Annotated in this window: 16 protein-coding genes; 3 read left to right on the top strand and 13 right to left on the bottom strand. The window is 74.4% G+C overall.

Going from position 1 to position 24791, the window contains the following annotated elements:
• Positions 1–34 precede the first annotated feature (34 nt).
• The 4 genes from ACFV5H_RS28370 to ACFV5H_RS28355 form a co-directional block, all read right to left on the bottom strand.
• On the bottom strand, positions 35–967 hold the full coding sequence (locus ACFV5H_RS28370) for an ADP-ribosylglycohydrolase family protein (protein ID WP_385197839.1): 933 nt from the start codon (positions 965–967) through the stop codon (positions 35–37).
• Positions 967–1950: a UDP-glucose 4-epimerase GalE gene (gene galE / locus ACFV5H_RS28365; RefSeq protein ID WP_385197837.1), complete on the bottom strand. Its 984-nt coding sequence runs from the start codon at positions 1948–1950 to the stop codon at positions 967–969. Before galE ends, ACFV5H_RS28370 begins: the two co-directional genes overlap by 1 nt.
• 54 nt (positions 1951–2004) lie before the next feature.
• Positions 2005–3606: a glycosyltransferase family 2 protein gene (locus ACFV5H_RS28360; protein ID WP_385197836.1), complete on the bottom strand. Its 1602-nt coding sequence runs from the start codon at positions 3604–3606 to the stop codon at positions 2005–2007.
• Between the two features lie 78 nt (positions 3607–3684).
• Complete coding sequence (locus ACFV5H_RS28355) at positions 3685–4182, bottom strand: MarR family winged helix-turn-helix transcriptional regulator (protein WP_385055296.1); 498 nt, start codon at positions 4180–4182, stop codon at positions 3685–3687.
• Positions 4183–4318: 136 nt separating this feature from the next.
• On the opposite strand from ACFV5H_RS28355, the gene ACFV5H_RS28350 reads away from it, so the two are divergent.
• Positions 4319–4732 (top strand): organic hydroperoxide resistance protein, encoded by a 414-nt coding sequence (locus tag ACFV5H_RS28350; RefSeq protein WP_030868470.1) that lies wholly within the window; start codon positions 4319–4321, stop codon positions 4730–4732.
• Here ACFV5H_RS28350 and ACFV5H_RS28345 read toward each other — a convergent pair.
• From ACFV5H_RS28345 to ACFV5H_RS28310, 8 genes are all read right to left on the bottom strand, one after another.
• Complete coding sequence (locus ACFV5H_RS28345) at positions 4722–6275, bottom strand: hypothetical protein (protein ID WP_385197834.1); 1554 nt, start codon at positions 6273–6275, stop codon at positions 4722–4724. The genes ACFV5H_RS28350 and ACFV5H_RS28345 overlap by 11 nt on opposite strands.
• Before the next feature lie 104 nt (positions 6276–6379).
• The gene (locus tag ACFV5H_RS28340) at positions 6380–7645 is read right to left on the bottom strand and encodes a hypothetical protein (RefSeq protein ID WP_385197832.1); all 1266 of its coding nucleotides are present in this window, start codon (positions 7643–7645) and stop codon (positions 6380–6382) included.
• Positions 7642–9852 (bottom strand): CDP-glycerol glycerophosphotransferase family protein, encoded by a 2211-nt coding sequence (locus ACFV5H_RS28335; protein ID WP_385197830.1) that lies wholly within the window; start codon positions 9850–9852, stop codon positions 7642–7644. Before ACFV5H_RS28335 ends, ACFV5H_RS28340 begins: the two co-directional genes overlap by 4 nt.
• Position 9853: 1 nt before the next feature.
• Positions 9854–12067, bottom strand: coding sequence for a bifunctional glycosyltransferase family 2 protein/CDP-glycerol:glycerophosphate glycerophosphotransferase (locus ACFV5H_RS28330; protein ID WP_385197828.1), 2214 nt, complete (start codon positions 12065–12067; stop codon positions 9854–9856).
• Between the two features lie 163 nt (positions 12068–12230).
• A complete protein-coding gene (locus ACFV5H_RS28325; protein WP_385197826.1) occupies positions 12231–14501 on the bottom strand; it encodes a CDP-glycerol glycerophosphotransferase family protein in 2271 nt (756 codons plus the stop codon).
• Between the two features lie 148 nt (positions 14502–14649).
• Entirely contained in the window at positions 14650–15552 is a 903-nt protein-coding gene (locus ACFV5H_RS28320; RefSeq protein ID WP_385055279.1) for a carbohydrate ABC transporter permease, read from the bottom strand.
• Complete coding sequence (locus ACFV5H_RS28315) at positions 15549–16898, bottom strand: carbohydrate ABC transporter permease (protein WP_385197824.1); 1350 nt, start codon at positions 16896–16898, stop codon at positions 15549–15551. Before ACFV5H_RS28315 ends, ACFV5H_RS28320 begins: the two co-directional genes overlap by 4 nt.
• Before the next feature lie 7 nt (positions 16899–16905).
• Positions 16906–18273, bottom strand: coding sequence for an ABC transporter substrate-binding protein (locus ACFV5H_RS28310; protein ID WP_385055273.1), 1368 nt, complete (start codon positions 18271–18273; stop codon positions 16906–16908).
• A gap of 194 nt (positions 18274–18467) precedes the next feature.
• Between ACFV5H_RS28310 and ACFV5H_RS28305 the strand changes: the two genes are divergently transcribed.
• Positions 18468–19058 carry a hypothetical protein gene (locus ACFV5H_RS28305; RefSeq protein WP_385197822.1) on the top strand — a complete coding sequence of 197 codons (591 nt, stop codon included), beginning with the start codon at positions 18468–18470 and terminating at the stop codon, positions 19056–19058.
• Positions 19059–19077: 19 nt separating this feature from the next.
• Here ACFV5H_RS28305 and ACFV5H_RS28300 read toward each other — a convergent pair whose 3' ends face one another.
• Positions 19078–22596 (bottom strand): FHA domain-containing protein, encoded by a 3519-nt coding sequence (locus ACFV5H_RS28300; RefSeq protein WP_385197820.1) that lies wholly within the window; start codon positions 22594–22596, stop codon positions 19078–19080.
• A 488-nt stretch (positions 22597–23084) separates the two neighbouring features.
• Here ACFV5H_RS28300 and ACFV5H_RS28295 point away from each other — a divergent pair, with 488 nt between their 5' ends.
• Positions 23085–24758 (top strand): serine/threonine-protein kinase, encoded by a 1674-nt coding sequence (locus tag ACFV5H_RS28295; protein WP_385197818.1) that lies wholly within the window; start codon positions 23085–23087, stop codon positions 24756–24758.
• Positions 24759–24791 lie beyond the last annotated feature (33 nt).

Here is a 24791-nt window from a genome sequence, read left to right as displayed (position 1 = left end):
CCATGAAGTCACGGCCGACTTCCACGGCAGAGGGTCAGCCGCACAACCGCCGGGCGAGACCGGTCAGGTCCGTCGCGGACAGGACTCGTCCGGCGAACCCGGGCAGGGGCACGTGCAGCGGCCCGGTCCAGCGGGCGGGCACGGCGTCGACGCCGTACACCGCCCCCGCCAGGCCGCCGGTCACCGCCGCCACCGTGTCCGTGTCGCCTCCCAGGTCGATCGCCGCGCGTACGGCGTCCTCGTAGCCGGTCGTCGTCCGTACCGCCCAGACGGCGGAGGCCAGGCAGGGCCAGACCGCGCCGTTGAACTCCGTGGCCAGGTCCGGGTGCCAGTCGGGGGCGAGGACGGTCGCGTAGCGGTCGTGGTGGTCCGGGTGGAGCGCGTGCAGGGTGTCGGGTACGGCGGCCAGTGGGTCGGCGCCGGTCAGGGCCACACGGACGAGTTCGTGGAGGACGGCCGTGCCCTCCCAGGCCGCCCGGTCGCCGTGGGTGAGGGCGGACAGGCGGCGGGCGGCGTCCATGGTGGCGTCACGGCCCAGGGGCGCGAAGTACACGGCGGAAGGGGCCGCCCGCATCAACGCGCCGTTTCCCGCCGCCCGTTGACTGGTCCGGAAGTGCAGTGCGGCGGCCAGGCCCCACGGGTCGCCGCTGGTCAGCACGGCCTCCGTCTGGAGGCCGATGTCCTTCGGGTCGGAAGCCGCCCATCGCCGGAAGCGGCGGAAGACGTCCGGGAGGTCGAGGCCACCGCGCTCCAGCAGCGACTCGGCGACCAGCACCGCCATCTGCGTGTCGTCCGTCGCCTCGCCCGGGTCCCAGCCGCCGCCCCCGCACATCTCGCCACCGGCCCCCGGTGCCGGGAAGCGGGCGGAGAAGGCGCCCTCGGGGCCGAACTCGAAGGGGGCGCCCAGGGCGTCGCCCACGGCGGAGCCGATGACGGCGCCCAGGGCGCGTTCGGTACGGGTGGGCATCAGGGGCGGGCCGCCGTCGGCGGGTGCGGGTGCCGCCAGCCGGACCAGGCCGAGGTGATCATGTCGTCGATGTCGTGGCGGGCCTTCCAGCCCAGTTCCGTGGCCGCGCGGTCGGCGGAGGCGACGACGCGGGGCGGGTCGCCGGGGCGGCGCGGGGTGACCACGGGCGGGCGGTCGTGGCTGGTGAGGGCGTTGACGCGGTCGATCATCTCCCGCACGGAGACGCCCTCGCCGCGGCCGATGTTGAGGGTGAGGTCCCGGCCGGGGGCGGCGCGCAGCGCGCGGGCCGCCGCGACATGGGCCTCGGCCAGGTCGACGACGTGGATGTAGTCGCGGACACAGGTGCCGTCGGGGGTCGGGTAGTCGTCGCCGAACACGCGCGGGGGCAGGCCGTCCGTCAGCCTCTCGAAGATCATGGGGACGAGGTTGGAGACGCCCGTGTCGGCGAGGTCCGGGCGGGCGGCGCCGGCCACGTTGAAGTAGCGCAGGCAGGCCGTGGAGAGTCCGGCCGCCCGGCCGGCCGCGCGGACCAGCCACTCGCCGGCCAGCTTCGTCTCGCCGTACGGCGACATGGGCACGCACGGGGTCTCCTCCGTCACGAGGTCCACGTCCGGCGTGCCGTACACCGCCGCCGAGGAGGAGAAGACGATGGAGCGGACCCCGGCCGACGTGACCGCGTCCAGCAGGACGCGCAGGCCCTCGACGTTCTCCCGGTAGTAGTGCAGGGGGAGGGAGAGCGACTCGGCGACCTGTTTCTTCGCCGCGAGGTGGACGACGCCGGTGACCTCGTGGTCCGTGAGGGCCCGCGCGACCCGCTCGCCGTCCAGGGTGGAGCCCACCACCAGCGGCACCCCGTCCGGCACCCGGTCGGCGAGGCCGGTGGACAGGTCGTCGTACACCACCGCCCGTTCGCCCGCCCCGGTCATCGCCCGTACGACGTGCGCCCCGATGTAGCCGGCGCCGCCGGTGATCAACCAGGTCATGGATGGCCGTCCCCTCGTCGTTGGCCGTGCTTCCGCAATCGAACAGGTCGGCTCTCAGTGAAGCAGGCGTCGAAGCCTTCCGCGCAGCACCGGGACGGCTCCGCGTGCGCCGGCCGCCAGGCGCAGGGCCAGCGCGCCCGAGTTCGTGGCGTACGGCCGCACCAGCACCACGCCGTGCCGGCGGCTCGGCATCACACAGCGGCGCAGCAGGCCCGGCCCGGCGAGCGCGTGCGCGGTGACCCGGCGGCTCGAACCGTCCCGGAAGCGCACCCGCAGCCGCAGGTCCCAGGTGCCCGTGCCGAGCGTGGCCAGCCGGTCCGGCCGTACGGTCGTCTCCGCGACCCAGGTGCCGTCGGCGGTCGCCCGCAGCGGCACCGTACGGCGGACCCGGGCGCCGCCCCGGTCCCGGTGGCGCCACTCCACCTCCGCCGCCACCGGCCCGGCCCGCGCCACCCGGCCGTACAGCTCGTGCAGCCGCACCCGCAGCCGCGGGCCGTGCGCGCGGGGGCGCAGTTCCGCGTCCACGGCGAGCGGGAGGAGGGGCACGGGACGGGTCAGCAGGTGCTCCAGGGTGATCCCGGGCAGGCCGGCCGACCAGCAGGGCGTGCCGTCCGCCGCGCGGGTGTACGGCGGGCACAGCCGGGCCGGCCGGGCCGCCAGCTCCCGCAGCCGGGGCAGGTCGCACGGCTCGGGGGAGGCCAGCACGACCCGCCCGATCAGCCGGCCGGGGGCGACCGGGTCGCGGGCCCGGTCGGCGGCGTCGTACTCCGCGAGGAACGCCCGCGTGTGCGCCCACCACTGCCGCCGGTACTCCTCGTCGTGCAGCGGCAGCTCGCGGACGTACATGCGCAGGTCGTGGTCGAGGAACTTGGCCCGCGCCCTGCGCGCCAGCCGCTTCTGCCCGGCGTCCAGCAGGATCGTGTGGGCGGTGCGGCACGCGCGCGTGCGGGCCCGCCAGTTGTCGACGCCCGCGCGGTCCAGCGAGATCGACAGCCGCCGCGCGGACCGGCGGACGTGCCAGACGTACACCGGGTCCGGGACCAGCGCGACGCGCGGGGCGGCGGCCCACACCCGCGCGGTGAACACGACGTCCTCGTAGGGGAAGCGGCCGTCGGGGAAGCGGATGCCGTGCGCACGCAGGAAGGCCGTGCCGTAGAGCTTGTTGACGCACAGCGTGTCGTGGACCAGGCGCGGGCGCAGCGCCGGGCGGGCGAGTACGGCGGGCGCGGCGTACAGGGCCGGTTCCCACGGCACCTCGGTCCCCGACGGCAGCTCGCGGCGCACGCACAGGCCGCCCGCGACCTGCGCGTGGGCCCCGGTCGCGGCCGTGAGCAGCGCGTCCACCGCGCCGGGCGGCAGTACGTCGTCGCTGTCCAGGAACATCACGTACGGCGAGGTCGCCGCGGCGAGCCCGGTGTTGCGCGGGGTGCCGCAGCCGCCGCTGTTGACGGGGAGCCGGATCACCCGCAGCCGGGGTTCGCCCTCGGCGAGCCGGTCCAGCAGCTCCCCGCTGCCGTCCGTCGAGCAGTCGTCGACGGCGACGACCTCCCGTACGGCGGGCCCCTGCCCGAGCGCCGAGCGCACGGCGTCGGTCACATGGGCGGCGTCGTCGTAGCCGATGACGACGACGGTGACCTGGGGCTGATGGGGCTGCATGGCGTCCTCGGGCGCGTCACGGGGCTGCTCCTGCCTCCATTGAGGACGCTCGGCGCACGTGGCGCACGTCGGCCGCCGTCACGCGCCCTCCGCCACCGCCGTGTCCAGCGCCGCCGTGAGCCGGTGCAGACGGGTGCTCAGGTCGCGGATCTCGTCGATGTCGAAGCCGGTCGCGGCCACGATCCGGCGCGGCACCTCCAGGGCCCGCTGCCGCAGTGCGGTGCCCTCCTCGGTGGGCCGGACCTCCACCGACCGCTCGTCGCGCGCACTGCGCTCCCGGCGCACCAGGCCGGCCGCCTCCAGCCGCTTGAGCAGCGGGGACAGCGTGCCGGAGTCCAGTCGCAGATGCTCGCCGAGCTTCTTCACCGGCAGCGTGCCGTGCTCCCACAGCACCAGCATGACCAGGTACTGCGGATAGGTGAGTCCGAGATCCTTGAGAACCACCCGGTAGACGCCGTTGAAGGCGCGGGAGGCCGCGTTCAGGTTGAAGCAGATCTGCTGGTCGAGGCGGAGCCAGTCGTCCGCGACGCCCGGCAGCGGGGCCGTCGCGGGGGGTGGGCTCGGGGTGGCTGTCATGGTTCCAGGGTAGCTCTCGCGGGCCATTTGGTTGCGCGCAATTCAATTGCGTGCTCTACTTGTGTTCGTACGGCGGCCGGACCCACCGAACCGAAGGGCCCGGCCGAGCCACGACTCGAGAGGGAAGGTCCTTTTCATGGACGCGCTCTACACCGCTGTCGCCACCGCCACCCACGGCCGCGAGGGCCGCGCCGTCACCTCCGACGGCAAGCTGGACCTCGGCCTGAGCGCCCCCGTGGAGCTCGGCGGCAACGGCCAGGGCACCAACCCGGAGCAGCTCTTCGCCGCCGGCTACGCCGCCTGCTTCGGCAGCGCCCTCGGCGTGGTCGGCCGGGCGGCGAAGGTCGACGTCAGCGACGCCGCGGTGACCGCCGAGGTCGTCCTCGGCAAGCAGGGCGAGGGCTTCGCGCTCGCGGTGACGCTGCGCGTCGAGCTGCCCGAGGGCATCGAGGAGGAGACCGGCCGCAAGCTGGTCGAGCAGGCCCACCAGGTCTGCCCCTACTCCAACGCCACCCGCGGCAACATCCCCGTCGACCTCGTCATCGAGTAGTCCCCGGCACCCGCGCCAGCACCTCCCCCGTCCGCCGGCTCCACGCCACCACCACCGCCTCCTCGGGCACCCGCTGCGAGGGCGTCAGCAGCAGCCAGCGCGCGTGGTACCGGCGGACGACCGCGGCCCGCTCGGCGCGGGTCGCACCGGGGTCGAGATACGCGCGTACGTCGGCCGCCCGCCGCAGCCGCTCCCCCTCGTCCAGCGAGGCGTCCGGCCAGGCGGGCGCGGCGAGGTTCGGCCCGTACCCGGCGAGCGCGTGGACGGCGTGGTAGCCGTCGGTGATCACGACCTCGCCCGGTCCGACGTACCGCGCGGCCCAGTCGTACGACGGCCAGTCCGGCGGCCGTTCGAAGCCCGCCGGCACCACCGCCCCCGCGTGCACGGTCAGGAACGCGGCACACGCCCCCGCCGCCGTGGCCCCGCCCAGCAGCCGCCGCCACACCGGCCACGGCCGGGACACCGCCAGCTCCACCGCGAGCGCGAACTGCAGGGGCACCGGCGTGAGCCCGAGGATCCTGCCGTAGGTGTAATGGCCGCTGACCCAGCCGTACGCCACCACCAGGCAGTCCAGTACGAACATCAGCACCAGCGGGTCACGCCACGAGGTGCGCCGCGCCCGCAGCCACAGCACCGGCAGCCCGAGCAGCGCCAGCCCGAACTGCCCGCCGAGGTCCAGGTACAGCCGCCGGTGCATCGCGTCCACGCTGTCGTCGCCGGCCAGCGCGAACACGTCGAAGTACGGCCAGCAGGCGGCCGTCAGCAGCGCCACCGCCCCCGTCACCGCCCACCGCCCGGCGACCGCCGGTCTCCACCGCCGCTGCCATCCGGCGATCAGCGCCACCGCCCCCAGCGCCGCCGCGACCGCGGTGATCGGGTGCACGAGCAGAAGCAGCCCGTACAGCGCGCCCAGCGCCGCGTACCCGGACACCGGGCGCAGCCCGCTCGGCCCCACGTACCGCACGGCCCCCGCGTCCCGGGCCCGCGCACCCGTCAGCGCCCACGCCCAGAAGGTGAGCCCGATCGCGAACGCCGACGGGTAGGCCAGGTTGCCCGTCATCGACATCAGGTTCGGATAGCCGCTCCACCAGGCCCGCTCCACCCCCCACAGCAGCGTCATCGCGCCGAGCGCCAGCACCGGCGCCCAGGGACGCGGGGTCAGCACCCGCACGAAGCGGCCGATCCCGGTGAGCAGCACCAGCAGGTTCAGCGGCCCGGTGAGCTTGAGCACCTCCCAGCCGCCCAGCCCCGTCAGCCGGGCGGCCACGCCCTGCGCCAGTGCGAACGGCGAGTAGTAGGGGCTGCCCGCCCCCGGCAGGTCCGCCATCGGATGCCGGGGGTGCAGCAGGTCGTCCTTGAGGCGCTCCACGACCGCCGCGTGCTGCCCGGCGTCGCAGCACAGCGGCACCCTCCAGTACGCCAGCGACATCACGAGCCAGAACAGGAAGCCGAAGAGCTGGTACGGGGTGGGACGCCAGGCCCCGCCGCCGTGCAGCGCCGTGGCACCGCGCACGGCCGGCCGGACGAGGACCGGGGAGCTCATCGGGTGGCGAGGAAGAGGAAGGGGAGCGTCTTGGGCATCTGCCGTATGTTCCCGGTGACGTCAACGGCATGACCTCGTATCACCTCATCGGGTGATGTGGCGGTTCAGTGCGCCGGCTCCACCGGAGCCGCCTGCGCCGGCACCACCGCCCGCCGCACCACCGGCTCCAGCAGCAGCGGCACGCCCAGCACCGGCAGCAGCCAGGCCAGCGTGAGCAGCCGGTCGCCCCAGATGTTGATGTCCGGATGCCCGGCCTGGTTGAGGAACCCCGTGCAGGCGGCGGCCACCAGGAAGGCGCCGAACGCCGGCCGCCGCAGCGCCCCCGGGACACCGGCCGCCAGGAACGCGACGAACACCGGCTCCCACAGCTGCCGCCGCAGCCACTCCGTCCAGAAGTTCCCCTGCAACTGGAAGAACTCCGCCCACGCCCGCTCCCGGTCGGGGCGGGCGAAGTGATCGGTGAGCAGGTCCTGCACGCTCTCCGACACCGACGGGTACCCCAACAGCCGGGCCAGCAGCACCGTGCCGAACGCCCCCGCGCACCCGGCCCCCGCGAGCGCCACCACCCCGCGCCCCGGCTCCCGCCCCCGCCACCGGCGCCGTACGGCGATCGCCGCGCCCGCGCCCGCCAGGCACAGCCCGAGGAACAGGGCCTGCGAGTGCTTCACGGTGAACAGCGTGAGCAGCGCCACGCCCACCAGCGCCAGGCCCGCCCGCGTCCTGTGCCCCTGAAGCACCAGCGCACAGCCCCACAGCGCCGCCAGGGTCAGCGCCAGCAGCAGCCCCTCGGCCATCGGGCGCATCGCGGTCGTCCCGCACGGCAGGACCAGGAACAGCGCCTGCCCGGTGAGCGCGAGCGGCACCGGCACCGACAGGGCGCGCAGCACCAGGAAGGCGAGCACCCCGCCCGCGCAGGTCACCACCACGCCCGCCGCCCACACACCCCAGGTCACCCCGAGCAGGCCGACGAACGGCGCCAGGAACACCGGGTAGCCGGGCCGCACCTCGAAGATCCGCATGAACCGCTCCGGCATGAACGGCACGGTGTGCCCGCCGGTCCGCCCGGCCGCCGACATCGCCTCCACCTGCCGCCACTCCCGCTCCCGGCACTCCCGCAGGACCTCCGGGGCGGGGTCGGGGGCGTGGAAGCGGATCACGTCCACGTTCTGCTCGCGGTGTGCGATCGTCGCCCGGCCCGCGCAGAACCAGTCGATGGTGGCGGTGGCCGCCTCCCGCTTGTCCGCACCGGTCAGACTCAGGGCGTACGACAGGTAGTTCTTGCTGTCGGGGGTGTCCCGGCCGGTGACGTTGGCGAGTTGCAGCAGCGCGAAGACGGCGGCCAGCAGCAGGACCCGGGCGCGCGGCGTCACGACGGGGTCAGCAGGTCGACGCCGGTGGCCTGGGCGGGCACCCGGGCCGGTCCGGCCGGCCGCTCGGGCATCCGCTCGCCCAGCATCAGCGTCCGCACCACCCGCTCGGCGGCCCGCCCGTCGTCGAACTCGCAGAACCGCCTCCGGAACGCCGACCGCAGCCGCGCCGCCTCCTCGTCCCGCCAGGTCCCGGAGTCGAACAGCCACGCCAGCTCCCAGGGGGAGCGCGCCACATGGCCCGGCGCCTCGGCCATGACGTCCAGGTAGGCGCCCCGGCTCGCCCGGTAGGCGTCCCAGTCGTCGGCGTACACGACGATCGGGCGGTCCAGCAGGGCGTAGTCGAACATGACCGACGAGTAGTCCGTGACCAGCACGTCGGCGGCGAGCAGCACGTCCTGCACCTCCGGTTCGTCCGTCGCGTCGACGAGCACGCCCCGCCGGTGCAGCTCGGACAGCCCGAGCCCGCGCGCCGGTCCGGCGGCCAGCGAGGGGTGCAGACGGACCACGAGGGTGCGGCCCTCGCCCAGGCCGGCGGCGAACCGGGCGAGGTCGAGCCGCTCCACCAGCCCGTCCCTGCGGTAGTCGCGGCGGGTCGGCGCGTACAGCACCACCGTGTCACCGTCCGGGACACCGAGCCGTGCGCGCACCGCACGCCCCCGCTCCTCCGACGCCCCGACCAGCACGTCGTTGCGCGGGCTGCCGCTGCGCAGGGAGGTGAAGTGACAGGGATAGGCCCGCTCCCACACCAGCTCGGAGTGCCGGTTGGCGACCAGGCTGTAGTCCCAGCGGTCGGCCCGGCGCAGCATCTGCGGTACGTCGAAGCCGAGCCGGGCGCCGGGCCGGTCCAGCAGATCGGCGCCCAGGTACTTCAGCGGGGTGCCGTGGTGGGTGTGGACGTGCACGCTTCCGGGGCGTTTGACCAGCGCCCCGGACCAGTTGACGTTGTTGACGAAGTACGTGGCCCGCTCGGTCACCCGGCGGTACCCGGGCGAGTCGAGCAGCACGTACTCGGTGTCCGGATCGAGACCGGCCGCCTGCTCCTCGTCGGCCAGTACCCATACGTTCCTGATGTGCGGGGCGAGTTCGCGCGCCGCACGGTGGACGGCCGCCGGGTCGCCGAGCACGCCCCGGTGCGAGAACGCCGAGTACACGGCGAGATCCGGGTCGAGCGGACGCCGGAACGCCGGCCGGACACGGGCGTACCGCGCCGCCGTCGCCGTACCCGCCTGTCGGGCCCGCCGCCCCAGCTCCCGCCCGGCCCTTTCCGCCCGCTGCCGCAGGAGGTAACCGGCGTAACTTCCCTCCAGCACGCGCAGTTCCGCCGGGACCCGGGCACCCTCCGGCCGGTGCGCCCGGAACATCTCGGCCGTACGGCGGAAGAACTCGCCCCTGTCGGACGGCGGCAGGCGGTCCGGCTTGGAGAGGATGTCGAGGCAGTGCTCGCCCATCTTGGCGTGCAGGAAGGGCCGCCAGTGCGCGAGCGCCGGGCGGGCGTCGACGAACCGGAACACCCGCGCGTACTGCTCGTGGACGTCGAAGTGCCTGCGGCTGGTGGTGGACAGGATGCTGCCCCGGCGGCGCTGCCGGTAGTACACGCAGATCCGGTCCAGGGTGGCGATGCGCTCCGCGCTGAGCAGCACCGGGAACGTCCAGGGCGTGTCCTCGTAGTAGCCGGGCGGGAAGGCGAAGCCCTCCCGTGCGACGAAGTCGCGGCGGTAGACCTTGTTCCACACCACCATCAGCAGATCGAGGATCTCCGGCCGCTCGGCCGCCGTGAACACGTCCTCGACGGCCAGCAGACGGGCCAGGACGTTGCGGCGGGTGCCGCCCCACCAGTGGGTGCGGGCGTAGTCGAAGACCAGGACGTCCGGGTCGCCGGTCTCGTCGAGACGGTCGGCCGTCGCGCGCAGCGCGCCCGGGGTCAGGGTGTCGTCGCCGTCGAGGAAGAACAGGTAGTCGCCGGTCGCGTGCTCCATCCCGGCGTTGCGGGCCCGGCCGAGGCCCACGTTCCGGGGCAGGCGCACCACCCGGACCCGCTCGTCGCGGGCCGCGTACGCGTCGAGGATCGCGCCGCAGCCGTCGGGGGAGCGGTCGTCGACGGCGATCACCTCGAGGTCGCGGTACGACTGCCCGAGCACCGAGTCGAGGCAGGCGTGCAGGTACCCCTGCACCTTGTGGACGGGGACGACGACGCTGAAGCGGGGCACGTCAGCTCCTCACCGGGGTCGGGGCGGCCGCGGGGGCGGGGACGCGCTCCGCGAGCGGGATCACGGGCGGCAGGGCCTCGGGCGGCTCACCGAGCAGCACCCGGCGTACGACCCGTTCGGCGGCCCGCCCGTCGTCGAACGCGCAGAACCGCTCCCGGAACCGGGCCCGCAGCGCCGCCGACTCCGCGTCCGCGTACGAGCCGTCGCGGAACACGCGGGCCAGCTCCTCGGGGGTACGGACCACCGGTCCCGGCGGCCCCTCCATCAGGTCGAAGCAGACGCCCCGGACCTCCCGGTAGACGTCCCAGTCGTCGGCGTACACGACGATCGGCCGGTCCAGACAGGCGTAGTCGAACATGATCGACGAGTAGTCGGTGATCAGCGCGTCGGCGGCCAGGCACACGTCCTCCGACGAGCGGTGCGCGGTTACGTCAATGACCCGGTTGACCCGGCCCCCGGCCCGCGCGGTGCCCCGGTCGTAGAAGTAGTGGGCGCGCAGCAGGACCACGACGTCCTCGCCGGCCGCCTCGCAGAACGCCTCCAGGTCGGGGCCGGGCTCGAAGCCGGTGCGGTGGTCGCGGTGGGTGGGCGCGTACAGCACGGCCCGCGCGCCCTCCGGGACGCCCAGCTCCGCGCGGATCCGGGCCACGTCGTCCGCGCCGGCCGCGCAGTACACGTCGTTGCGCGGATAGCCGTACTCCAGGTGCTCGTAGGAGCCGGGGAAGGCACGCTCCCACACGCGCGTGGAGTGCGGGTTGGCGGAGAGGTTGTAGTCCCAGCGGTCCACCCGGCCCAGCAGCCTGGTGAAGCTGCCGGTGGCAGCGGCCACCACCGGGTACGTCGACTGGTCGACGCCCATCGTCTTCAGCGGGGTGCCGTGCTGCGTCTGGAGGTGGACGCTGCCGGGGCGCTTGACCACGCCCTCCGCGAAGTTGGCGTTGTTGACCAGGTACTTCGCACGGGCCAGCACCTCCCAGCAGCGGCGGCTGCCGATGACCGCGTACTCGACGCCGTCCGGCACGGTGTGTTCCCGGCCGGCCTCCACCAGGAACACCGAGCGGATGTGCGGGGCGAGTTCACGCGCCTCGGCGTGGATCGCGGCCGGGTTGCAGGCGTAACCCCGGCCCCAGTACGCGCAGTACACGGCGAGGTTCGGATCGAGCGGGCGGCACAGGTGCATCCGGTACAGCAGCCGTGTGCGCAGGCCCCGCGGACGCGGCACCGCCGCCACGGTCCGTGCCACCGCGCGGCGGGCGCCGCGCAGGGCGGCGAACGCCCCGTAGGAGCCCGACGCCAGCAGCCGGTGCTGCGCCCCGAGGCTGCCGCGCGGGGGCCGGTACCCGGCGGGGCGGTGGCGGCGGTACAGGGTGCTCGCCCGGCGGAAGAAGGCGCGGCGGCCCGACGGGAGCCGCCGGGGACGGGCGGCCGTCTTCAGCACGGCGGTGAAGAGCTGCTCGAACAACGGCGCCGACCGCTCGGCGGACAGCCCCCGTTCGGCGGCCCGCTCCAGCACCAGCTCGACCTGGTCCAGCAGCTCGGCGTGGTGCTCCCCGGGCAGGTTCAGCCGGCTGCCCTGCCGCCGCACCAGATGCCGTACGACGACCGCGCGCAGTACCGCCACCCGCTCGGCGACGAGCATCGCCTGCCCGCCCCAGCCGATGTCCGTGAAGTGACCCGCGGGGAAGGCGAGACCCCGCTCGGCGACGAAGGCACGGCGCCAGGCCGTGCTCCACGCCGGGAGGCCCACGCCGGTGAGGTGCGGGGCGCGGTCGGGGGAGAACGCGCCGTCGGGGGCCTTCGCCAGCAGGGGCGCGGCCGGGTTGCCGGGCTCGCCGTCCCACCAGGGCGCCCGCTCGTGCTCGAAGTGCAGCACGTCCACCGGACCGGTCTCGGTCAGGCGCGCGTCCAGAGCCGCGAGCGCGCCGGGTACGAGGACGTCGTCACCGTCGAGGAACAGCAGGTACGTTCCCGTGGCCGCCCGTGCCCCCGCGTTGCGCGCGCCCGCCAGTCCGGCCGACGGCGGCGCGTGCACCGGCGCCACCCGAGAGTCCCGCTCGGCGTGCCGGGCGGCCACGTCGGCCGCGGCGGACCCGGGCGCCCCGCGGACCGGGATCAGCTCGAAGTCACCGAAGGACTGGGCGAGGACCGAGTCCAGCGCCTGGCCCAGCCGGCCGGCGACCCCGTGGGACGGGACGATGATGCTGAAACGGGGCATTCTGCTCTTTCCGTGGTCCGTGGTCCGTGATCCGTGAAGGCCGGCGTGGCGCCCTCAGCGGGCGGGGCGCCGGCCGGGCCGCCCCGCCGGAGGCCGGGCCGGGGTGGGCCGCGACGATCCGGAGGGCATGGGAACTCCCTGGGTCCGCAAGGGGAAACGGCGGTCAGCCGCGGTCGGTGACGGCCAGGACACCGGCGGGCTGCTGCTGCGGCACCGTCGTGAGCGCCGGCGGGCCGGACACGGCACCGGCCGACGGCACCGGGCGGCGCCCCTCCAACGGCACCACCGGCGGCAGGTCGCTCTCCCCGAGCACCACCCGGCGCACCACCCGCTCGGCGGCGCGGCCGTCGTCGTACGGGCAGAAACGGGCGCGGAAGTCCGCCCGCAGCCGGGCGGAGCGGGCGCCGCACCAGTGACCGGTCGCGAAGATGTCGATCAGCTCGTCCTCACCGCCCGCGACCGCGCCCGGCGGGAACGCCCGCGGATCGAAGTAGGCGCCGCGGGCCGCCTCGTACGCCTCCCAGTCGTCGATGTGCAGCACCACCGGCCGGTCCAGGCCCGCGTAGTCGAACATCAGCGGCGAGTAGTCCGTGACCAGGGCGTCCGAGGCCAGGCACAGCGCGGTGACGTCCGGGTGGCCGGTGACGTCCAGGACCCGGTCGGAGGCGGCCTCGCGCGGCCCGCCGTACGGGTGGTGGGCGGCGAGGGCCAGGACGACGAACCGCGGGCCGAGCCGGCGCACCACGCGCTCCAGGTCGAGCAGCCGGTGCTGGGTGCGCCGGTAGTCGCGGTGGGCCGGCGCGTACAGGATCGCCACCGACCCCTCCGGGACGCCGAGCGACTCCCGCAGCCGGGCCACGTCCGCACCGGTCGCCGTGTGGAACCGGTCGGTGCGCGGTCTGCCGTACTCCAGGGTGGTGTAGCGGCCGGGGCAGACCCGCTCCCAGGTCAGGGTCGAGTGGCGGTCGGCGGAGACGACGTAGTCCCACTGGTCGACGCCCGCGAGGAACCGCGCGAAGTCGGTGTCCCGGGCCGCCGCGGGGCGTTCCAGCAGGTCCAGACCCTCGTGCCCGAGGGGGGTGCCGCGCCGCGTCTGCACCAGGACCTGCCCCTTGCGCTTGACCAGCCCCGGCACGGTGTCGGCGTCGGTCACCAGATACGCGGACCGGGCGAGCGCGCTGAAGTGGGCGGCCGTGCCGGGCACGAGCCGGCGGGCGCCCGGCGGAAGGGTGCGGTGGTACTCGGGACGGGCCACCCAGGCGGTGCGGATGTGCGGGGCCAGCTCGCGCACCGCCGACTCCAGGGCGCCCGGGTCACCACCGTGACCGCGGCCCCCGTCGGCGGCGAAGACGGCCCGGTCGGCACGGAGCGGGAGCAGCCGCTGGAACCGGTAGTGCAGGCGCAGGGCCGCGCGGCGCAGGGCGCGCGGCAGCCGCCCCGCGGTCCGGGCCCACCTGCGGCGCAGCGCCGCCGCCAGCCGCAGCGCCCGGTAGGTGCGGTGCAGTCCGAGACGGACCATCGTGTGGTGCACCCGGGCGCGCGCGGACCCGGACGCGCCGGGCGTCCGATGGCGCCGGCAGTGGACCCGCGCCCGGCGCAGGAAGGCGGCGCGCGACCCGCGCGGCAGCCGGTCCCGCCGCGTGTACACCGTCGCCAGGTGGTCGACCATGCGGCGGAACAGCACCGGCCGCCAGCGCCGCAGTCCGGGCCGCTCGTCGAGGAAGGCGAAGACCCGGTCGTACTGGTCGAAGACGTCGAAGTGCCGTTCACTGGTGGTGCGCAGGATGCCGCCGGCCCGGCGCTGCCGGTAGTGCACGCACACCCGGTCCAGGGTGGCGATCGACTCCGCCGTCATCAGGACCGGGTACGTCCACGGGGTGTCCTCGTAGTAGCCGGGCGGGAAGGTGAACCCCGCGCGTTCGACGAACTCCCGCCGGTACGCCTTGTTCCACGCCACCATCAGCAGGTTCAGCAGTCCCGGCCGGTCCTCGAGACGGAACGGCGCCGGTCCGTGCTCGGTGAGTTCGGCGGCGACCCGGTTGCGCACGGCCTCGCCCGACCAGTAGGTGCGCGCGTAGTCGTAGACCAGCACGTCCGGCTCGCCCGTCTCCTTCAGCCGGTCGGCGAGGGCGAGCAGCGCGTCGGGCGTGAGGGTGTCGTCGCCGTCCAGGAACACCAGGTAGTCACCGGTCGCACGCTCCACCCCGGCGTTGCGGGCCGGACCGAGACCGGCGTTCCGGGGCAGGTGCACGGCCCGTACGCGCGGGTCGCGGGCCGCGAACTCGTCGATCACCGCACCGCAGGCGTCCGGCGAGCAGTCGTCGACGGCGATCAGTTCGAGATCGGGGTACGACTGGGACAGCACCGACTCCAGGCACTCGTGCAGATACGCCTGAACCTGGTACGCGGGGACAATGACACTGAACCTGGGCAAGGGGCATCCAACGGTCGGTGCGGGCGTTCGGCCCGGCAACGGCCGCCGGCCCCACTTGGTTACGCGCCCTGCGGCATCCGGGGGACGCCCGTCGCACGAAGGGGCGGACCTGTGACGGCCCGCCCCTTCAACTCGATGCGGGCTTCGGCTACTTCACCGCACCCGCCATCACACCGGAGACGAACTGCCGCTGGAACGCGAAGAACACGACCAGCGGGACCACCATCGAGATGAACGCGCCGGGCGCCAGGACGTCGATGTTGTTGCCGAACTGCCGTACCTGGGTCTGCAGGGCGACCGTGATCGGCTGGCTCCCGGAGTCGGTGAAGATCAACGCGACCAGCATGTCGTTCCACACCCACAGGAACTGGAAGATGCCGAGCGCGGCGATGGCCGGCCCGGCGAGCGGCATCACGACCCTTACGAACAGCCGAAGTTCGCCCGCGCCGTCCAGCCGGGCCGCCTCCAGCAGCTCCTTCGGGATCTCCGCGAAGAAGTTCCGCAGCAGGAACACCGCGAACGGCAGACCGAAACCGACGTGAAAGAGGACCACACCGGTCACGGAGCCGAAGATGCCCACGCTGCCGAAGAGTTCGGCGATCGGGATCAGCGCCACCTGCACCGGCACCACCAGCAGCCCCACCACCGCCAGGAACCACCAGTCCCGGCCCGGGAACTCCATCCAGGCGAAGGCGTACCCCGCGAGCGAGCCGATCACCACCACCAGCACGGTCGCCGGGACGGTGATGTACACCGTGTTCAGCAGCGAGCCGGTGATGTCGTCGTTCTCCAGCAGCTTCTCGTAGGCACCGAAGGTGAGCTGCGAGGGCTCGGTGAACACCTTCCACCAGCCGTCGGCGGCCATGTCCTGCGGGGTGCGCAGGCTGGCCAGCAGCAGCCCGACCGTCGGGACCAGCCAGAACAGGCCCACGACGACCAGGAAGACGCGGACCAGGCCGCCGCTGACCCACTCGCTCAGCCGGGAGCCCAGTGACCGCTCGGCCCTGACGGCGGGGACCGCCTTGACGACGCCGTCCGCGTCCGCACTCATCGTCGCACCTCCCGCCTCAGCCGCCTGACGTTGAACCACATCACCGGGATCACCAGCAGCAGCAGGAACACCGCGATCGCGCTGGCGATGCCCGGCTGGTCCGACGCGAAGCCCTTGCGGTACAGCTCCAGCGCGAGGACGTTGGCGTCGTCCTGGGACGAGCCCGGGGCGATGATGAAGACCAGGTCGAACACCTTCAGCACGTTGATCATCAGGGTGACGGTGACGACCGCGAGGACCGGCGCCAGCAGCGGCACCGTGACACGTCTGAACACCTGCCACTCGTTCGCGCCGTCCACCCGCGCCGCCTCCAGCAGCTCCCGGGGCATGCCCGCGAGCCCGGCCGCGATCAGCACCATCGCGAAGCCCGCCCACATCCAGATGTACGAGCCGATGATCGCCGGAGTGACCAGCGACGGGCCGAGCCAGTCGAGGCCGTTGTACGGCTCGGCGAAGTTGCTCTTCGGGAGCCGTAGTTGGGCGCCCTCGGCCTTCGCGGAGAAGGAGAACGAGCCGTCGGCGGCCGCCGTGGCCGTCTCCACCACCTCGGCGCCCTTCACGGCCTCGATCCTCATCCCGGCGTAGCCCAGCTCCGGGGCGTCGACGGCGTTCAGCGTGCCGACGCCCTTGCCGCGGGTGAAGTCCTGCCAGGTGGTGCCGGTGATCCGGTCGCTCTCCGGCTGTGGCGCCGCCGCCCGCTCCGCCTCCTCGGGCATCAGGTCCGGGGCGACACCGACCAGCGGCAGCGTCACCGTGTCGCCCACCCTCACCTGCCCGCTGGTGACGAAGCCGCCGTCGTCGTCCTTGACGAGCGGCGAATCACGGCCCGGGTGCGCCTTCGGGAACGCCGACGACTGGGCGAAGGTGTCGTGCACCCCCACCCACACCGCGTTCGCCACGCCCTTGTCCGGGTCCTGGTCGTACACCAGCCGGAAGATGATCCCGGCGGCCAGCATCGAGATCGCCATCGGCATGAAGACGACCAGCTTGAACGCCGTACCCCAGCGCACCCGTTCGGTCAGCACCGCGAAGACCAGGCCGAGCGCGGTCGCGATCGTCGGCGCGAACACCACCCAGATGATGTTGTTCTTCAGGGCGGTGCGGATGCCGTCGTCGGTGAACAGGGCCTGGTAGTTGTCGAATCCGGCGAAGCCGTCGCCGGACTGGTCGTAGAAGCTGCGGACGACGGAGTACCCGATCGGGTAGACCACGAGCGCACCGAGCAGCACGAGGGCGGGCAGCAGGAACAGCGCCGCCACGGTTCCACGGGTGCCGGTGACGCTCTTGCGCGACTTGGGAGCGGCAGGGGCCGCCTTCGGTGCCCCTGCCGCCGTGTCCGACGCCATCGCCGGTTCAGTTCCCGTACGCCGCGGCCGCGTCGGCCTCCAGCTTCGCCTGCGTACCGGCGACGTCCTTCGGGTTCTTCAGGAAGTCCTGCAGTATCTTCCACTCGCCCTTGCCGGGCGTGCCGCCGAACGCCTGCGGGGCCTGGTCGGACATGTCGAAGCGGAAGTCGTCGCCGGAGTCGACGAGCGCCTTGGCGATCTTCTGCTGGACCTCGTTCGGATACGCCGAGTCCGGCACGTTCTTGTTCGGCGAGAGGTAGCCGCCGAGCCCGGCGTGGATGCGCGCGGCGTCCGGGGAGGCGAGGAAGGTCGCCAGCGCCTGGGACGCCTCGGAGTCCTCCAGGATCACCGCCGCGTCGCCGCCGGACACCACGGGCGGGGCGTCACCGACCGCCGGGAACGGGAACACCTTGGCGTCCGTGCCCACCTCCGCCTTGGTCTCACCGATGTTGACCTGCGCGAAGTCGCCCTCGTAGACCATGCCGGCCTTGGGCTGGTCACCGCCGGTGAAGGTCTGCGTCACGGACGTCGGGAAGTCGGTCCCCAGCGCGCCGGAGGCGACGTAGTCCTTCTTGCCCCAGATCCCGGCGAGCGTGGTCAGGGCCTCCTTGACGGAGGGGTCCGTCCACTTGATCTCGTGCCGGGCCAACTGGTCGTACTTCTCCGGTCCGGCCTGGGAGAGGTAGACGTTCTCGAACCAGTCGGTGAGCGTCCAGCCTTCGGCGCCGCCGACCGAGAACGGGGTGACACCGGAGTCGTAGACCATCTGCGCGGCGGTGAGCAGCTCGTCCCACGTCTTCGGCTCGGCGGCGCCCGCGTTCTCGAAGACCTTGGCGTTGTACCAGATCAGCGACTTGTTGGCGGCCTTGTAGTAGACGCCGTACTGCTTGCCGTCGACCTTGCCGATGTCCTGCCAGCCCTGCGAGTAGTTCTCGCCGAGCTCCTTGGCCGCCTCGGCGCCGAGCGGCTTGGCCCAGCCCTTCTCCACGGCCTGCTTGATGGCACCCGGCTGCGGCAGCATCGCCACGTCCGGCGGGGCACCGCCCGCGACCTTCGAGCCGAGGAAGTTGATGATCGGGTCCTGGGCGGGGACGAAAGTCACCTTGGCGCCGGTGCGCTTCTCGAACTCCGCGAGGACCTTCTTGAAGTTGGCCTGCTCGGCGCCGGTCCACACGGCGGCGACCTCGAGGCTCTCGCCGTCCAGTTCGGGAAGGGTGACGGTGGTTCCGGTGTCGCCGGTCCCGCCGCCCTTGTCCTCGTCGCCGCCACCCTTGTCGTCGTCGCCACCGCCGCACGCGGTGAGCGAGACCGCGAGCACACCCGCGGCGAGCGCGGCGGCACCACGTATCCGGATGATCCTGCTCGTCCTGCGCATCACTGCCCCGTTCTTCGTACTCCGTCGAACGCCGAGCGCTGTCCCGTGCGCTCTGGTCTACGCCCGGGGGGTGGGGGTGGCAAGACCGCGTCCCGTGTCAAGTCCGGGATCGTGACCGCGTCGTGACCAGGGGTCACCGGCCGATGAGTACCCGGACTCATGACAGCGGATACCCCGGGCGGAATGCTGTGGACATGTTCATCGAACGATCGGTCACCGCAGTCGCTCTTCTGGTGGTCACCATGACGGCCTGTGGGACCCAGCAGGGCGGCGGTCAGGCGGCGCAGTCGACGAGTCCCCGGCCGTCCTCCAGTCCCCGGCCGAAGTGCGCGCAGCCCGCCGAGGTGCCCACGGGGCTGCCCTCTCCCTCCGCGTCCCCCACCGGGAGGGCGGACGGCGGCCAGGGGCAGAACGGGGACGGTGCCCCGCACTATGCCGAGAACCACGCCTACCGGATGCAGGCGTCGATGACACCGGAGAAGCGAGCCTGGGGAGCGGCGTCGGCGAAGCTCATCCGCGCGGAGCTAGAGAAGGTGCGCAAGGAGGGCGGCGCCGGTGAGTACGGCCGTTTCGGCGACGAGCGGATCGCGGCGGCACTGGCCCGTCTCGGCTGCGGCGAGGAGCACGGCGTTTACATCGGGAACGGGTACTACAGCGTGCACACGGGAGTCGTCTGTGTGTCCGGTCGTGTGACGAAGGACGAGCTGACCACCGAGGTGCACGGCGCCTACGCCGAGCCCCAGCCCGGAACGGGACCCTGTGTCGAGAACCGGGGAGGCCACTGACCGGCCTCCGTCCCCGGGATCAGAGCAGCGACGGCACCTCCGCCGCCGCGACCTGACGGGCCGCCCGCTCCAACGCGCTGGCGAGCAGGGCCAGATCGGTGGGCCCGTTACCGAGTTCGCGAACCTGCCGGCGGGCCGGCGGATCACCCATGCGGTGCCACTCCAGAGGCACGACCGTCGGCCGCAGGGTCGCCGTCCGCGGAATACGACCGGTCACCCGGCCCCCCTGGAACGCCGTCTCCCGCCCGTCCGGCCGGACCACCCGCCCCCGCCCCGGCGCAGGCTCCTCCGGCCCGCCCCCCGGCACCACCGCGTCGAGCGCGACCCGCAGCGACGCCCGCCGTACCGGCTCGCTCTGCGCCGTACGGGCGCAGGGCCCGGTGGCCACCACCAGATGCACGCCCAGCCGCTCACCGTCCCGCGCCACCGCCTCCAGCGCCCGCATCACCGATCCGGCGGCGGGCCGCCCGGGCGAGCCGAGCGCCGGGGACACGAGCGCGTCCAGGTCGTCCACGACCACCACCAGCCGGGGCAGCGGCGGCGCGGCCCCCGTCTTGCGCCGGTTCGCCCCCGGCCGCAGCCGCAGCGTCGAACTGGGCGGGGTGTCGAGGTCCCCGTTCTGCTCCGCGCGGGACGCGACCGCCGTGCGCTGGGCGACCATACGGTCCGACAGCTCCCGTCCGGTGTGCCACTCCGCGAAGTCCGACCGGCCCAGCAGCTCCGCGCGCCGCTTCAGCTCGGCGCTCAGGGACTGCGCGAACTCCCGCATCCGCACCGGGTCGTTGGCGCACAGGTGCGTGGTGACATGCGGTACGTCCGTACAGACACGCAGGCCCTCGCCGGGCGCGTCGCCCGTCGTGGGCACGCCCCGGCCGTCGACCAGCACGATGCCCAGCCGGTCGGGACGCTCGGCGGCGGCCAGCGAGGCGACGACCGCCCGCAGCAGCTCCGTACGACCGCTGCCGGACGGCCCCTCGACCAGCAGATGCGGTCCGTCGGCGGCGAGGTCGGCGGTGACCGGGCCGCGCGGACCGGCGCCCAGTACGGCGGTGACGCGTCCGCCGAGCGCCTGGGTGTCGTCGGCCGCGTCCGCCCAGCGGGCCATCAGCGACGCCGGGGTGGCCCGGGCCAGGCCCAGTTCGTCGAGGAGCCGCGCCGACCGGGGCAGCGGCGCCGACACGCGCGCGTGCCGGTTCCCGCCGGCGCCGTCCGTGCGCAGCGGTGCGAGCGCCCGCGCGAACCGCTCGGCCCAGGCGGGGGAGACCGCGTCGACCGTGGCGAGGGTGCCGTGGCCGACGGGGCCCGTCCCGGCGACCCGCAGCAGCCGCAGGGTGGTCGCCACGTCCCCGCTGAGCAGGGCGACGGCCCCGCACCGCCGGAACGTCGGCGCCACCGCGCAGGCCGCCTCGTACGTCTCCGTCACCGGGGACGCGGGGGAGGAGGCGGCCGTCTCGGCGAGGCACACCACGTGGATGCCGGCCCGCGAGCCCTCCAGGGTCAGCCGGGCCACGGCCTCGCGCACCTCGGGGCCGCCCGGGTCGCCGTCCACGACGACCACGGTGTGCGGCCCTTCGCCGCCGGATATGCGGGGGGCCGCGTGGTCGTGGTCCGCCAGCCGGCGCAGCAGTTCCTCGGCGCGGGCCGTGGCCTGCTCGTGGTCGTGCGCGAGGAGCAGGCGGCAGTCCTGGCCGTGCCCCGGGCGTACGTGCGGCAGCCAGCCCAGCCAGGACCACTCGGCGGTGCGCTCCGCCAGGGGGCGGGAGTGGTCCGCGGCGATCAGGACGATCTCCAGGGAGTCGGGGGAGTGCAGCGCGGCGAGCTGGGCGAGCACCGCGCGGGCCAGCCCGGCGAGCCGCTCACGCGGGCCGGCCAGCCCCAGCGCGCCGACCTCGCGCAGCCCCGAGGTCACCGGTACGGCGGGCAGCAGACCCGAGCCGTCCGGCGCCGGCCGGTCCGCCGTACCGAGCCGTACCGCGAGGGCCTCCGGGTGACCCGGCCCGCGCTCCCACAACCGGGGGCCGGGGCCGAGCGCGGTCAGCAGCAGCGTGGCGGGGTCCGGCCAGGTCTCGGGCACGACGGGGGCGGTCGCGCCCGGGCCGGGCGCGGCGTCGGAGCCCTCCTCGCCGTGGGCGGCCCACGCGGCCTCCGGTTCCTGCCGCCCGCCGGTCAGCCGCCGGGCCCAGGCGGTGAGCCCGCCGCGTCTGCGCCCGCCCGTCGGCTGGGGGAGGTCGGTGCCGCGCACGGGGGTGCCCTTGCGGGTGCCCGGGAACTCCTCGCGCGGGGTGGAAGGCACCCCGCCGGGCATGTGGCCGGTGGCGGGCCCGGTGGTCGGGCCGGTGAGGCGGCCGGGTGCGCCGCCGGGCGTCCGGCCGGACGCCGGGGCGGCCGTCCCGGCGGCGCCGCGACCGGGAGCGGCGTCCCCGGCCGTCTCGCCCCGGGCCTCCTCGCCCCGGCCCCCTTCGGGAGCCGTCCCGGCAAAGAGGTCGGCGGAGCGGTCGGCGGCGCCGGGGCCCGCACCGCGCGCGCCCACGCCGGAGCGCCCCGCGTGCGTGTCCCCGTCGGCGGGCAGCGGCCGCGACACGCGGCGGCCCTGGGGAAGGCGGGGCACGTCTCCCCGGGTGACCGTGTGCACCGCGCGTCTCCCGGGAGCGGTGCCGGTGCGCTCGATCCCGGGGGCGCGGCCCTGCCCCGGCACCCGCGGCGGTTCGCCCGCGCTGTCCCACCGCGCCGTGTCCGGCGCCTCCCGTACGCCCTGTGCGTCCTGTGCGTCCGGTGCCGGCACGGCCCAGCCGACCGCGCCGTGGGCGTGGTGGGTGGGGGCCGTCGGCGCCGTCACGCGCGCATGGGCGTCCTCGTCGTCGGCCTGCCCGGCCGGGGGCGGCGGCACCCGTACGTGTCCCTCGCCGTCCGGTGTCGTGGCCGCTCGCGCGGAGGGACCCGCCGCCGGGGTCAGGCGCAGGGCCGACTCGCCGATGCGCAGGAGCGCGCCCGGGGCGAGGCGGACCGGGCGGTGGCCCACGCGCCGGCCGTCCAGGGTCGTGCCGTTGGTGGAGTCGAGGTCGGCGACCGAGACGCCGCCGTCCGGGGCGACCGTCACGGCGCAGTGCAGCCGGGAGACGTCCGGGTCGTCGAGCGGCACGTCGGCGTCGGCGGAACGGCCTATGCGGATCTCGCCGCCGTGCAGCAGGTGCACCCCGCCCGCGTCGGGACCGGCGACGACGTGCAGCCGGGTCGGGGCCTCGTCCAGCTCGGGATGCGGCTCGGGCTCGCCGGGGGCGCCCACGGCCAGCACCGCGCCGTCGATCAGCGGCGGCTCGCCCAGCGTGCAGCGCTGGGCGTCGAGCCGCTGCTCACCGGCGTACAGCACCGGTGAGCCGGACGAGCCGTCACCGCCGGAGACCACCGAGGCCAGCGCGGAGGCGACCGCGGCCAGGGCCGTGCCCGCGGGCGCCGTGACCAGCACGTCGCAGCTCGCGGCCCGCTCCCGCGCGGGGGAGGAGGGGCCCAGCGGGTCTACGACGGTCAGCCGGATCTGCATCGCCGTCAGCGGTCCCTTCTGCGCGGGCGCCCGCGACGCGGGGGGACACCACCGCCCCGCGGTCCCCCACCGCGGACTTCCCCCACCGCCACACGCGCACGTACGGCCAGTACTGCACGCATCCTCGCACCTGCCACCGACAACGCGCCCGCCCTCCGGCAGCAAATGATCTTGATTGGTCGGCTCTGCCCGCAAAAGTGCCTGACCAGTGAGGAGCGAATGATCGTTCCGGGCCCACTTGAGATCGGTCACGTCCGGCATGCGGCAACCGGCGGACCGGGTCGAGCGTCTTTCCTCCTGAACATCCGGAACCTCCGGAACCTTCGAACCCGGACGGGAGCCGGTACCTAGGACCCACCGTGAGATCACCGTGAGATCACGTCGAAGACGACCAGCCGGTATCCAGCGCGGCGGCACTACAGTGGGTCGGAACATTCCGTAGCACGGTGGACCACGGTGTACGCCAGGCAAGCAGCAGGGAGCGCGACGTGCGGCCGGTTGGCAGCAAGTACCTCCTCGAGGAGCCGCTCGGTCGCGGCGCCACGGGGACCGTCTGGCGAGCCCGCCAGCGGGAGACCGCGGGCGCCGAGGCGGCCGTGCCAGGACAGCCCGGCGAGACCGTCGCGATCAAGGTCCTCAAGGAGGAGCTCGCCAACGACGCCGACGTCGTGATGCGCTTCCTGCGCGAGCGGTCCGTCCTGCTCCGGCTCACCCACCCCAACATCGTCCGGGTCCGGGACCTGGTCGTCGAGGGCGATCTGCTGGCACTGGTCATGGACCTCGTCGAGGGCCCCGACCTGCACCGCCACCTCCGCGAGAACGGCCCCTTCACCCCCGTCGCCGCCGCCCTGCTCACCGCGCAGATCGCCGACGCGCTCGGCGCCAGCCACGCCGACGGCGTGGTGCACCGCGACCTGAAGCCCGCCAACGTCCTGCTCAAGCAGCAGGGCGGCGAGATGCACCCGATGCTGACCGACTTCGGCATCGCCCGCCTCGCCGACTCCCCGGGCCTGACCCGCACCCACGAGTTCGTCGGCACGCCCGCGTACATCGCGCCCGAGTCCGCCGAGGGCCGCCCGCAGACCTCCGCCGTCGACATCTACGGCGCCGGCATCCTGCTCTACGAGCTGGTCACCGGCCGTCCGCCGTTCTCCGGCGGCTCCGCCCTGGAGGTGCTGCACCAGCACCTGAGCGCCGAACCGCGCCGCCCCTCCACGGTCCCCGACCCGCTGTGGACGGTCATCGAGCGCTGCCTGCGCAAGGACCCCGACCAGCGGCCCAGCGCCGAGAACCTCGCGCGCGGCCTGCGCGTCGTCGCCGACGGCATCGGCGTGCACGCGAACTCCGCGCAGATCGCCGCCGTCGAGAACGTCGGCGCGCTCCTCGCCCCCGACCCGGCGCCCGCGACCGTACCCGGCGCGCCCGGTGACGCCGACCCGACGCAGGTGCTGCCGCACAACGCGGGCGGCTACGACCCCAACGGCGCGACCAGCGTCCTGCCGCAGACCGGCGGCCCGGCGGGCGCCGCCGACCCCACGGCCGTCATGCCCCCCGTACCGCCCGGACAGCCCGGTGGCCCCGGTGCCGGTCCGGAGGACCCGCACCCCTGGCAGAACCAGCTCCGCGCGGCCCGCGACCGCAACGAGCAGACCCAGGTCCAGTACCTCGACCCGAGCGAGGACCCGCTGCGCCGCCGCCCCCAGCGGCAGGTCGCCCGGCCCCAGCAGCCGCAGCAGCCGCAGCAGCGACGCCCGCAGCCCCAGCAGCAGCCCGGACCGGGGTACGGCTACCCGCAGCAGCCCCCGCCGCAGCAGTACGCCCCGCCGCCGGAACCGCAGCGCCGGCAGCAGCCCCAGCCGCAGCGGTACGCACCCCCGCCGCCGGAGCCGCAGCGTCCGGTCCGGGAGCCGCGGCAGCCCCGGCAGCGCGGCGCCAACCCGATGCGCATCCCCGGCCTGGGCTGTCTGAAGGGCTGCCTGTTCACGGTCCTCATCCTGTTCGTCGCGAGCTGGCTGATCTGGGAGCTGAGCCCGCTCCAGGACTGGATCGGCACCGGCAAGGGCTACTGGGACCAGCTCAGCGACTGGTTCGGCTCGGTGACGGGCTGGATCGAGGACCTGGGTGGCTCCGACGAGCCCTCGGTACCCTCCGGGACGAACTGAGCCTGTTTGCTGATTTGTCGACATCTGAGGGCT

It is taken from the genome of Streptomyces sp. NPDC059787 (genome assembly GCF_042732315.1).
Classification (GTDB): domain Bacteria; phylum Actinomycetota; class Actinomycetes; order Streptomycetales; family Streptomycetaceae; genus Streptomyces; species Streptomyces atrovirens.
This window is presented reverse-complemented; position numbering and strand designations above follow the sequence as displayed.